Source organism: Pseudomaricurvus sp. ABR4_320 (genome assembly GCF_056159445.1).
In genome coordinates, this window is the sequence record NZ_JBSWVF010000002.1 from 390866 (window position 1) to 403082 (window position 12217).

The following is a 12217-nucleotide window of genomic DNA, read 5'->3' on the forward strand; positions in this document are numbered from 1 at the left end:
ATGCAGGTTGAAGTGCCCACATCGGGATCACAGGATTTTGTACTTCGCTTTCAGAACGCAGAACCGGATACCGCGCTCCCTCTATGGGAAGAGCGGCTCTCGAAATTTATTGCATCCATGGATGTTAAGCCCCGGCGTGACGAAGGTGTTTTTAATGCGGTCTGGCGTCATTTGGATTTGGGGTGTGTTGGTCTCAACGTTATTCAGTCGCCGCCGCAGCGTGTCTGGCGAGAGCCTGAGCGAGAGTGTTCCCTAACGGGCGCAGGTCTTGATCTGTTGATCATGACGCGCAATAGCATATGGCTCGAACATGCGGGTTGTTGTCGTCGAGTAGATCAAGGACACATGGTCGTGCTGGATCACAGTCAGCCCTTTCTGTTTGAGAGCAGTGATCCCATTGAATCCATCACTCTGCACGTCGATCGTGATTGGCTTGCGCACTATCTGCCTAACTTCACTGAGCGCTTGGGAAAACCCCTGGATGTAATAAACGGCTGGGGCGGTCCGGTGGGGGCGATGGCAAGAGCGATGGCGAGCGCCCAAATCAACGACATGCGTCTACCGCGCAGTGATCTTGCGAATCAATTAGGGGCTCTGCTTTCCTTGATTTCCTGTCATCATGAGATCGAGCCTACGGCAGGGGTTATGCTTTGGCAGCGTCTGCAGGCGCTGTTGCTTCAGCGGTACAGTGAGCCCGGCCTCAATCCGGCGTTGGCGGCGGGTGAATTGGGGATTTCCCGTCGCTATCTGCATTTGCTCTGTGCTCGGCAGGGAACAACCTTTACTGAGCAGCTAATCACCGTGCGCTTAGAAAAGGCGCGAGAGTTGCTGCAAGACAGGCGTTTTCAGCGTATTCGGATCGCGGAAATCGCTCAGCGCTGTGGCTTTGTCGATGCGAGTCATTTTGCCCGCCGCTTTCGTCAGCAATACGGTGCTGCGCCCGGTCACTTTCGCCATTGATTGTGGAATGCAAGAAATTGCATAAATCATGGATTTCGCGATTGACGCTTTCGATTATTGTTATGTAGTATAGCAATCAAGGGCGGGCTGCGGTTTCACTGAGGTGAATGCCGCCCTCCAGATATACACTAGCTGTCGCCATATCGTTATATTCGGGCAGTGCAGCGGTCAATCCTAATAAGAGAGAAAGCCATGTTTTTAGAAGAAAATGATGATAAGGATGTTGTTAAGTACGAAGTAAAAGACGGCATCGCGTGGGTTTACTTCAATCGTCCTGACAAGCGCAACGCCATGAGCCCAAACCTGAATCGCCGCATGATGGATGTGCTTGACGAGCTTGAATTTGACGACAATGTTGGCGTACTGGTGCTTGGTGGAGAGGGAACAGCCTGGCAGGCAGGCATGGACTTAAAAGAATATTTCCGTGAAACCGAAGCCCACGGTTTACGTGGCGTTCGTAAATCCCAGCGCGAATCCTACGGTTGGTTCCGCCGTCTGCGCTGGTATCAAAAGCCCACCATCGCCATGGTCAATGGCTGGTGTTTCGGCGGTGGTTTCGGTCCTTTGTTTGCGTGTGATCTGGCCATTTGTGCCGATGAGGCCAATTTCGGTTTATCAGAAATCAACTGGGGCATTCTGCCTGGAGGCGGTGTTACCAAAGTTGTGGTTGATCTTTTATCTATGCGTGATGCCATGTACATGGCGTTGACGGGCAATATGATCGACGGCAAAACCGCTGCAAACTGGAAATTGGTTAATGAAAGTGTCCCTCTCGCTGAGCTGAAGCCAAGAGTCGAAGAGCTGGCGCAATTGTTGTTGAAGAAATCGCCTGCAGCACTCAAGGCCACCAAAGATGCTGTGCGCCGCTGTAAAGAGATGACTTACGACAACGCTGAAGACTATCTGGTGCGCGCTCAAGAGTCGACCAACTACTTTGATAACGAATCCCGTAAGAAGGGGATTTCCAAGTTTATCGATGACAAGAGCTACAAGCCTGGTCTCGGTGAATTTCAACGCGAAGACTGATCCAAAAACATCGGTCCGGCAGGGACGCCGGACTTAAAAACGCAAGGCGCAACAGGGCTGGTGTTACATCAGCTCACCATAAAAATTCATAATAACTGAGGTTCCGATGCCCGTCTCGGTGGTCGGTCCCGACAACAGGAGGAGCGGTACCCGTGTTACCGACACCGTCTGATTCAATTGCGGTCTTTGCCCGGCTCCAGCCTAACAAGCTGGCGGCGACTGAACTCATTACTGAAGAAACCTGGACCTACAGCGAGCTGGATAACCAGATCGACCGCTTGGCCGCGTATATTCTTGCCTCCGGCGGTGAAGCGGGCGATCGGCTGGCCGTGCTGGCGCGCAACAGCGTGCTGCAGGTTATGCTGCATCTCGCCTGTGCTCGAGTCGGTATGATCTATGTGCCGCTAAACTGGCGTCTGTCCTCCAATGAATTGGCAGAGTTGATCACCCGATCTCGCCCGCGTTTCTTGCTGGCCGATGAAATCTCCCGACCACTTTTGCTTGAGCGTGAAGACGTGCACTCCATGCGTGCCTTTGTGAATGCGGGGGTTCAGGTTGATCCGATCACGGCTCATGCGCGTGATCCGGATCGCGCCAGTCTGATTTTGTTTACCTCTGGCACCTCCGGTAAATCCAAAGGCGTGATGATTTCTGAGCGGAACATGGAGCAAACGGCGATTAATTTCTCCATGTTGACAGAAGTGAATAATCACAGTGTTTTTCTGTGTGAAGCGCCGATGTTTCATGTCATAGGAATGGTGACAAACATTCGTTCGCCGTTTCAGCAGGGGGGCGCGATTGCTGTCTCCGACGGGTTTGAACCGGAGCGCACTGTTCAGCGGCTCACCGACAAAGCCTTGGGGGTCAGCCACTTTATGGGCGTCCCTCAAATGGTAGAGAGCTTTCGGAAGTTGCCTGGTTTTGAAGCGTCTTCGCTCTCCCATTTAACGGCGTTGGTTACCGGTGGTGCGCCCCATGCGCCCAGTGATATTGAAGCATGGCTGGACGAAGGGGTAAGCCTCGTCAGCGGGTTTGGTATGAGTGAATGCGGAACCGCTTTTGGCATGCCCGTTGTCATTGATGAAATTCGCAAACGGGTTGGCTCGGTGGGGACATCTGGTCCGGGAATTCAGACCCGAATCGTCGATCATACCGGGTTGGATTTGCCCATCGGCGAGTCTGGTGAACTGTGGCTGCGTGGCGACAACATCATGCTTGGTTATTGGGAAGATAAAGAAACCACAGCGGCAACGTTTGCCAACGACGGCTGGTTCAAAACAGGGGATATCGCTCGCTGCGACGAGGCAGGATACTTCTGGCTGGTGGATCGTAAAAAAGACATGTTTATCTCCGGTGGCGAAAACGTCTATCCCGCTGAAATTGAAGGCCACCTCAGTTACTACGTCGGTTTGAAAGAGGTCGCGGTGGTAGGGATTCCCGATGAGCGCTGGGGAGAAATTGGTTGCATTGCCATGGTGCCGGTAGAGGGTACAGAGATTGATCACGATGAGTTAATAGAATTTCTTCGTGAACGACTGGCAAGCTACAAGATTCCCAAACGTATTGTCGCGGTAGAGGCTTTGCCAAGAACCGCAACCGGAAAATTGCAGAAACCAAAATTAAAGGAGCTGGTGGTAACGCTGCTTTAATAACGAAACTCTATTGTTCATCGGCATGACGCATTTATTAAAAGCGCCATTCGTCATGCCGACCCCTTCAAATAGTCGCTAGCGAGTTGACGTGAGCACATTGTGCGACAACCAGGTGGCAAAGGCTTTTCTGTGGGTTCGACGCAGTATGCGTCTTGCATAGAATTCCCTACAATGAATTCATTTTTTGGGCAGCTCTAGCTGTGTGCTTTTTGCATTCTACTAGAATGCCCTATGGCTTTTCCTCCGTAAAAAAACCGATATATTTTTGCATTCAATGCCTAAATCGACAAGCTTTCCCTCCGCCCGAAAGTGTTTCGGATCGCTCCAAATTTGCGTATGACAAGAAAAGCTTCTGTTAGGCCAGAAGTTACTGCCTATTACTAAAACGCATAGATACGTGCGTTTTGTTCAATTGTTTTACTATCTTCAATTTTGTACCGTTTGTGTATCTGGTTTTTTCGTTAAAAATGGCAGCGTGTTTGAATGGACTGGTAATACCTGTGTGTTGATGAAGTCAATTTGCAGGATTAACGGTTCTCGCCCATCGTTTCTTATGTTTATGACTTGTCAGCATTGCAGGGTTATACGTGCGCGCTGCCTGTCGAGGGCGGTTTGTTACGTACCCGCGCTGCGGGGATGTCGCTACAGTTTTTGCCTCCAACCAGTTTGATTCACCAGGAGACCTCATCTTGATACATGGCAACAAAATTCTACGCGTGTTTTCGATTTTACTGGCTGTGTCAACGACAGCGTGCGGACCAACAAGTGAAAGCGTAGATGTAGAAAGTGCGGCACAGCATGTTTCCAGTGGTCGAACACTGGATACCGTACGTGATCGTGGTTATCTTCGATGCGGCGCCAGCCATGGTGCGGTCGGTTTCGGTGTGCCAGATGAACGTGGCGTTTGGCGGGGACTGGATGTGGATACCTGTCGAGCGATTGCCGCAGCTGTATTGGGCGATAAAGACAAAGCGCGCTTTATTCCGTTAACGGGTCAACAGCGACTAACCGCACTGCAAAGCGGTGAGATCGATGTCTTACCTCGAACGACCACCTGGACTCTGTTACGTGATGCGAATGGCGTCAACTTTACCTATCCTAATTTTTACGATTTTACGGGCTTCCTGTTGCGCAGCGACAAGCATGTCTCAGATGTTAACGATATGGCGGGAGCTTCAGTCTGTATTCAAACAGGATCGATGCCGGAGATTATTTTTGCGGATGTCTCTCGTAAATATAACTTGAAATTACGTCCGGTTATCTATGACAGTGTACCGGCTACCCGACAGGCTTTTTTCGCTGGCCGGTGCGACGCGCTGATCACTGATGCCTCAGCCTTAGCGGCTATCCGTGCAACTCAGGCGGAAAACCCTGATGACTATGTCATTATCCCTGCGACCGATGAGGTAACACCGCTGACTCCAGCCGTGCGCCACGGCGATGACCAGTGGTTCGATATTGTTAAGTTCTCTTTTCACGCTATGCTCATGGCTGAACAACTGGGGATTACTCAGGCCAATGTCGACGATATGATCGAATCCCCAGATCCGACAATACAACGTTTCCTGGGCGTAGAGGAAGGAAATGGTAAAGCTTTAGGGCTCGATGAGAGTTGGACCTATAACATTGTTAAGCAAGTAGGCAACTACGAAGAAGTGTATGCCCGTAATGTCGGTGATAATAGCTCGCTGAAGATTGACCGGGGCCTTAACCGCTTGGTTCGCGATGGTGGGCTCATGGTTCCGGTAGGGTTTTACTGATGATGGGCGTTCGCTTTAAATCTCTTTGGTCGGCATCGGTTCTAACACAGATTGGCATTATTACCGGTGTCGTGGCGATTATTTTGTGGTTTGTTTATAACACCGCGGAGAATATCGCCCGTCGCGGAATTATGGTCGGTTTCGATTTTCTGGGGCGCGGTGCCCGTTTTCCGATTTCCGAAAGCCTGCTTCCCTATGAACCAACGGACAGCTTTGGTTGGGCCTTTGTCGTCGGTCTTGGTAATACCCTCTACATATCACTACTGGTTATATTTCTTTCTACGGTTGTGGGTCTGTTTTTGGCACTTGGGCGGCGCTCGTCAAATCCGTTTGCTGCAGGTATTGCAACAGCGTTTGTTGATGTTATCCGTAATACACCCATCGTCGTACAGCTCTTATTTTGGTATGCATTCGTTACTTTTGGGCTGCCAACCTCTGAGCAGGCAATCAATCCTCTCACTGGCGTTTTTCTCACTGATCGGGGTCTTTACCTGCCAAGTCTAAAATTCCAAGGCCCCTTTTATTTAGTAATAATCATCGCGTTGATCGGTATCGCGTCGGCCTTAGTGGTTTCCAAAAAGGATAAGCGTTGCCGTGTAGAAACCGGCCGCGTCCGACGACGTGCAGCTTTTGGCTTGCTGGCTACGGTTTTGGTCCTGGCTTTTACTGTGATATTTGGCGGTATAACGACTTCGTTTGAGATTCCGACCCTGGGCCGATTTAATTTCATGGGCGGTATTACACTTACGCCCGAATTCGTAGCGATTTTGCTCGGGCTAACCTTCTATTCTTCGGGATTTGCCGCTGAAATTATTCGTGGCGGTATTGATGCTGTCCCAAAGGGGCAATGGGAGGCCGCCCATGCAATCGGATTAGATGATCGGAAAACTCTTAGGTTAGTCATCTTGCCCCAGGCACTTCGTGTGATTATTCCACCAATGACAAGTCAGTATATCAACATCGTAAAAAATTCGACGCTAGCGTTGGTTGTGGGTTACCCCGAACTCAATTTTATTACGGCGACAACCATTAACCAAACCGGGCAAGCACTAGAAGGCATCGCCGTCCTTATGGTTATTTTTATGGTAATCAGTCTTAGCGCCTCCTTGTTTATGAACTGGTACAACAGCAAAATCGAGCGGGTTGAGCGATGAGTATGGTAGAAACCTTTTGCCGGCAGGAGGCAGAATCGGTTCGACCGGCCCCCCATGCCACACGGCGCGGCTGGCGTAAAACGTTTTTTGGGGATTTGTTCAGCAGCTTTTTGACAGTTGGGATTTTTCTTGTCGCCTTTTGGATAATTCCGAAGGTGTTTTCTTGGGCGATTTTTGACGCGGTTTGGAATGGCAGTGGCGAGGAGTGCTCTAGCGCAGGTGCCTGTTGGGCTTTTATCCACGCGAAGTTGCCTTTTATGCTTTTCGGCTTATACCCACCCGAGGAGCAATGGCGACCCATTACTGTCATTATTCTCTTTTTACTGGTCAGTCTTTGGTCGATGCCGATGCGGAATTGGACTCGGCAAACTGCTTTAGCTTGGCTGGCCGTTATTGTTTTTTCCTTGCTGCTGATGAGCGGATCCTGGTTCGGCTTGCAAACAGTACCAACCAATGATTGGGGGGGATTGCCGATAACAATCCTGCTTACGGTATTGTCTTTAGGAATCGGTTTTCCGTTCGCTGTGATTCTAGCTCTTGGTCGGCGTTCATCAATACCGGTCGTAAAGTGGTTGTCGATAGGATTCATCGAAATCGTTCGCGGGCTGCCCTTGCTATCGATGTTGTTTATTGCGGCGATTTTACTTCCCCTGATGTTACCTGAAGGCGTCACTCTGGATAATTTATTTCGTGCGTTAGTGGCTCTGACCTTTTACAGCGCGGCGTATCTTGCTGAAGTATTACGCGCTGGGCTACAGGCATTGCCCAGAGGCCAAGAAGAGGCTGCGCGGGCCCTCGGCCTTGGTCGCTTTACAACTCTTCGTTTAATTGTGTTACCCCAGGCTATCCGCAATGTGATTCCTCCGCTTACCAACACCATCGTGGTAGTGGTTAAGAACACCAGCCTTGTGCTCGTGGTCGGCTTATTCGACCTGCTGAGTGCGGGACGTGCTGCGCTAACCGATCCGGAATGGCCAGTTCCCTATGTAGAAACCTACGTTGTGGTCGGCTTAATCTATTTCGTAATCTGCTTCAGTATTTCACGCTATTCGCTTTGGCTGGAGCAAAATCTTACTTTGGAAGGCAAACGATGATCGACCCAAAGCCGACAATTGAAATTCAAAGACTGAATAAATGGTATGACAACTATCACGCGCTTCGGAACATCGATTTGAAGGTTAATTCAGGTGAACGCATTGTTATCTGCGGGCCTTCAGGGTCTGGCAAATCGACATTAATTCGATGTATCAATGCACTTGAAGAATATCAGGAGGGAGCCATTGAAGTTAATGGAACACAGCTTACGCATAATCTTAGGTCCATTGACGAGATAAGACGAGATGTTGGCATGGTCTTCCAGAATTTCAATCTGTTTCCACACATGACGATTCTGGAAAATTGCATGCTAGCGCCCATTTGGGCTCGTAAGATTCCACGTAGTGAGGCTGAAGAAAAGGCACGCTATTTTCTTGAGCGGGTCCGCATCCCTGAGCAGGCAGATAAGTACCCGGGTCAACTATCCGGTGGCCAGCAGCAGCGTGTAGCCATTGCGCGAGCTCTATGTATGGCTCCAAAGGTTATGTTGTTTGATGAGCCTACATCTGCACTTGACGCGGAAATGGTAAAGGAAGTGCTCGATATTATGGTGGATTTGGCAGGCGAGGGTATGACAATGTTATGCGTAACCCATGAAATGGGCTTTGCAAAACAAGTTGCAGATCGCATTATCTTTATGGAAGCAGGCCAAATTGTGGAAATGGGTAGCCCAGAACAGCTATTTAACAACCCGCAACATGATCGCACCAGGAATTTTCTGGGTCAGGTTCTTCATATGTAAGTGTTTTGGATTTTTCAGATTTCCAATACAGGTAGTGCCTCAAGTCATTCGCCAGGTTGAGCCGGGAGGGCAGCTCTAAGGGCATCTGAAAAGTCTTTTACCAAGCGTGCTTGTTGAATATCCGGTCGGAACAATATGTAGGATTTAAAGAGTACTGCTGGTTCATAGGGGCGTAACACCAGCCCGCGCTCTTCAAACCCGTCTGCAGCGAGAGGGTTTACAATACCGATGCCTATACCCTGCAATGCAAGCGAGCAGATGGTTTGGGACGCGGGTGTTTCGACTACAATATGGGGGCGCGTGCCGAAGGCCTCGAATGTTTCATTGATCCTCGCTCGCGCTCTATCCTCAGGTGCTAATGCAATGAAGTCCATGTTGTGAAGGTCTTGAGCATGCACGACGTCCTGATTCGCTAGAGGATGTTCCATAGACATAGCAACAACGGCGCGGGTGCTTTGGAATACACTGTGATCGACGCCCGAAAGATCAACTTCATCGGCGGCAAGTCCAATATCGAAATGCTGGTTAGCAACTGCTTCGCGGACGCCGGCAGATGACAGCACGTTCAGTGTAATGGATGTTTGAGGATTATCTTCGCGGAATTTTCGAATGGCGCGGGGTACCAGTGTCGAACCCAATGCCGCAAGGCTGGCGATTTTGAGGCTCCCTGAACCAAAATCTCGAATTCGTGCGGCAGAGGCGCGGATGGAATCGAGCCCGATAAAAGATGCCTCGACATCACGAAAAAATAACTGACCTTCCGGGGTGGGTACCAGCCTTCCTTTTATACGATCAAACAATTTGAAGCCGAGGCGATATTCTAAATCGGATATCGCGCGACTGACTGCTGGCTGGGTTAGATGCAGTAATTCTGCCGCCCTTGATGCAGAGCCGCCAATCATTAATGTCCGAAATATTTCAAGCTGCCTGAAATTCACGATAATGCAACCGCATCTGTTAGAAGGATTATATTAGTTCAGTGTAGAGCAATCCGCATCTACCTTAATCAATGGTTTAGCCTATGCCCAGACGTATAACAATTCTTCAAAAGGTGGGTGTACCCTAAACTATTTTAATGATGTCTAAAATAATATTTCAAGGCAGCTTGTAGGTAGCCTAGGCCGATATATATCGAGAGGGTCGATACGGGGTTAGGATAGGAGTGTCTGTACCACTCATGATTTCCTTTGCGGCATAGCGACCGAGGATTGGCGCCAGTGTCACTCCGCTGTGAGTCACAACCGTATAGACGCCGCCTACGCCGGGTACATGTCCTATAACCGGACGATTATCCAGCGGATAAGGCCGGAAGCCAAGTCGGATCTCAGCAGGCTTAGCATTGTTGACGAGTGGAAATAATTTTGCAGTCTCGCTGATCAATATTTCACCATGTCGGTTTTTCAATATCTCGCTGGGATAGGGGAGTTCCTTTTTGAGGATTTCAGCGTGTTGGGGAAGTTCCGGTGGTTTGCCGAAGCGGGTTAAGACCCGTCCATCGTAATATTGCTTAAATTCAATATAGCCGTCTGCCTCAAAGACTTTATTGGTTTCGAACGGCAGTGGGTTCGTAATGACAACCAGCCCTGGCTTATGTGCGAGTTCAAATTCTCTATTTACTAAAGACATAATGTGCGGTGTATCGGTACCCGCCACGCTCACCAAAGCGTCCAGGTCAAAGTCGCCTTTTGTGGTCGTTACACTCTTGAGCGTATCATTAATGAGATTTACTTTGGTAACCTCACACGGGAATATCACTTTTGCTCCGTAACGCTGTGCTATGGCGAGGTAACGGTTGGTTGCGAAAACTGGATCCACATGACCATCCCGTTGCGTCTGGAAAGCAAAACTCACGTTATCCCCTGGGAAAACGCCGGGGCAGGCTTTAGTAATACCTGGGCCAGAGAGTAATAATGGCTCTTCGTAGGTCTTTTCAATGAGATCTGATTTTTTCTTGAGCTTTTCTATCTTGTCTTCGCCGTTCACCCAGTTAACGGAGCCGCCCCACATGGCGCCCATCCCGTAAAGGTTGTCATCTTCTTGCCAGGCTTGAATACTTTCGACGCGCAATTTCATATAATGAGCATCGTCTACCACGGGATTTATCCATGCGACAGATGATCCGGTGGCGCCAGCCGCGGGCTCTTCTTTTTCAAACAAGACGACATCCGCCCCGGCTTTCGCTAACTGAAGTGCTGTAGATGCACCAATGATACCTCCTCCGATAATGCCCACTTTCTTACGTGGTTTGTCAGCAAAAAGACGATCTGGTTGCAGCGCAGCTGTGGCCGCTAGGCCTGTAACGAAATTACGACGATTCATATTCATAGAAACCCAGGGTATTACTCTATATTGTTTCGGAAAGCGCACACGCTCAAACGATGGTATAAATATTTCTCAATTAAATCTTTTGACGATTTGTAATTGGTTGATAACTTTTCGTTATAGATTTTCAGTCTGTGAAGCTGTGATTTACTGGCTGGTTGATAGGACAATAGGTTCGGCCTTCTGGAAATCGCGCCGTATTCTGTGGCTTTACTCCTAGTGGGCAAGCTCACGAAATAAACCTTCTAGATCACTCCACAAATCATCTTGATCTTCAAGGCCTATACTAATCCGAAGATATTGCTCAGCGTCCCCGCTGGTAGGGCACTCTCTGTCTACCAACATAGGTACGATCAAGCTGTGTGTTCCACCCCATGACGCGCCTATTGAGAAAAGTTTCATTTTCGACAGTGCAGCGCTCAAGATACCTTCGTCCTGTTGTTCTATCGCAACGCTAAAGACACCATTGGTACCGGTAAAATCGCGCTTCCAAATGTTATGCCCTGGGCAGTCCGTTATGGCAGGGTGTAGAACCTTTTTAACACCCGGCATTCCCACTAGTCGTTTAGCGAAATTTGTTGAAATTTTACCTATGTGCGCCATTCGCACACCCATTGTTTCTATACCACGCAGTGCTAGAGAGCATTCGTCGGGAGATACACCTATACCGATCATTCGAATGGTATCTTTGAGTGCATGATATAAAGCTGTATCTTTTACGCTGATGGAACCCAGCAAAATATCGGAATGACCGCCTACGTATTTCGTTAGCGCTTGCATGGAAAAGTCGACGTCGTGAAATAAGGGCTTGAACAAAAGCGGCGTTGCCCAGGTATTATCGCAACCCGTCAAAATGCCTTTCGCCTTTGCCGCCGCTACAATTGCAGGGATATCCTGAAATTCCATCGTGGTCGAACCGGGGGATTCCATCCATATGAGTTTTGTCATCGGGTCGATGAACTTATCTATTTCACCGCCGATAGCTGGATCATAGATTTGGTGAATAATTCCGCGTGGTTTGAGATAGTTTTCACAAAATCCTTTTACGGGGGGGTAGGCTGTATCGGGTATCAGTACCTTATCGCCGGGTTTAAGAACGGTAAGAAAAACAAGTGTGATCGCGGCCTGCCCCGAAGGAACAATAACACTGCGTGTTCCGCCTTCTAATGCCGTGAGTTGCGCTTCCAGAGTTCTGGTGGTCGGTGTGCCGTTTAAACCATAGGTGTAGCCATCCGGTCCGCGTTTTTTTCGATCCGTGTATTCTTGCGCACTTTCAAAGACAATAGTCGATGCTCGATACGTCGGCACTGTGACACTCGAGAAGCCTTTATGGGAAACCTCAGGGTGATGCACGACACGAGAAAGATCTTTCATGTTAAACCTTTAATTGGACTTTCTGCTTTCTTAAAAATCGTTTTAACTGAGTATGGCGGCGCCTTGATTTAAAAACAATTGAGCGAATAGCACAAAACTATACTTGTTTGTTATGGCTTTTCGAAAATGATT

10 protein-coding genes are annotated in these 12217 nt (G+C 49.1%); 7 read left to right on the forward strand and 3 right to left on the reverse strand.

Features of this window, described 5'->3' with window-relative positions; genetic code table 11:
- The 7 genes from ACXAFR_RS04925 (at position 1) to ACXAFR_RS04955 (ending at position 8389) form a co-directional block, all read left to right on the forward strand.
- Positions 1-960 carry an AraC family transcriptional regulator gene (locus ACXAFR_RS04925; RefSeq protein ID WP_475172920.1) on the forward strand — a complete coding sequence of 320 codons (960 nt, stop codon included), beginning with the start codon at positions 1-3 and terminating at the stop codon, positions 958-960.
- Positions 961-1152: 192 nt separating this feature from the next.
- On the forward strand, positions 1153-1986 hold the full coding sequence (locus ACXAFR_RS04930) for a p-hydroxycinnamoyl CoA hydratase/lyase (RefSeq protein ID WP_475172924.1): 834 nt from the start codon (positions 1153-1155) through the stop codon (positions 1984-1986).
- Between the two features lie 152 nt (positions 1987-2138).
- Positions 2139-3635: an AMP-binding protein gene (locus ACXAFR_RS04935; RefSeq protein WP_475172927.1), complete on the forward strand. Its 1497-nt coding sequence runs from the start codon at positions 2139-2141 to the stop codon at positions 3633-3635.
- Between the two features lie 692 nt (positions 3636-4327).
- Positions 4328-5398 carry an amino acid ABC transporter substrate-binding protein gene (locus tag ACXAFR_RS04940; protein ID WP_475172930.1) on the forward strand — a complete coding sequence of 357 codons (1071 nt, stop codon included), beginning with the start codon at positions 4328-4330 and terminating at the stop codon, positions 5396-5398.
- A complete protein-coding gene (locus tag ACXAFR_RS04945) occupies positions 5398-6552 on the forward strand; it encodes an amino acid ABC transporter permease (protein ID WP_475172933.1) in 1155 nt (384 codons plus the stop codon). The genes ACXAFR_RS04940 and ACXAFR_RS04945 overlap by 1 nt, the downstream gene beginning before the upstream one ends.
- Entirely contained in the window at positions 6549-7646 is a 1098-nt protein-coding gene (locus ACXAFR_RS04950) for an ABC transporter permease subunit (protein ID WP_475172936.1), read from the forward strand. Before ACXAFR_RS04945 ends, ACXAFR_RS04950 begins: the two co-directional genes overlap by 4 nt.
- Positions 7643-8389, forward strand: a complete 747-nt coding sequence (locus ACXAFR_RS04955; protein WP_475172940.1) for an amino acid ABC transporter ATP-binding protein — start codon at positions 7643-7645, stop codon at positions 8387-8389. Before ACXAFR_RS04950 ends, ACXAFR_RS04955 begins: the two co-directional genes overlap by 4 nt.
- Before the next feature lie 44 nt (positions 8390-8433).
- Here ACXAFR_RS04955 and ACXAFR_RS04960 read toward each other — a convergent pair whose 3' ends face one another.
- The 3 genes from ACXAFR_RS04960 to metC all read right to left on the reverse strand — a co-directional run bounded on the left by ACXAFR_RS04960 (position 8434) and on the right by metC (position 12085).
- Entirely contained in the window at positions 8434-9327 is an 894-nt protein-coding gene (locus ACXAFR_RS04960; RefSeq protein ID WP_475172943.1) for a LysR substrate-binding domain-containing protein, read from the reverse strand.
- Between the two features lie 178 nt (positions 9328-9505).
- The gene (locus tag ACXAFR_RS04965; RefSeq protein ID WP_475172947.1) at positions 9506-10708 is read right to left on the reverse strand and encodes an NAD(P)/FAD-dependent oxidoreductase; all 1203 of its coding nucleotides are present in this window, start codon (positions 10706-10708) and stop codon (positions 9506-9508) included.
- Positions 10709-10927: 219 nt separating this feature from the next.
- Positions 10928-12085, reverse strand: a complete 1158-nt coding sequence (gene metC / locus ACXAFR_RS04970) for a cystathionine beta-lyase (RefSeq protein WP_475172950.1) — start codon at positions 12083-12085, stop codon at positions 10928-10930.
- Positions 12086-12217: the final 132 nt, after the last annotated feature.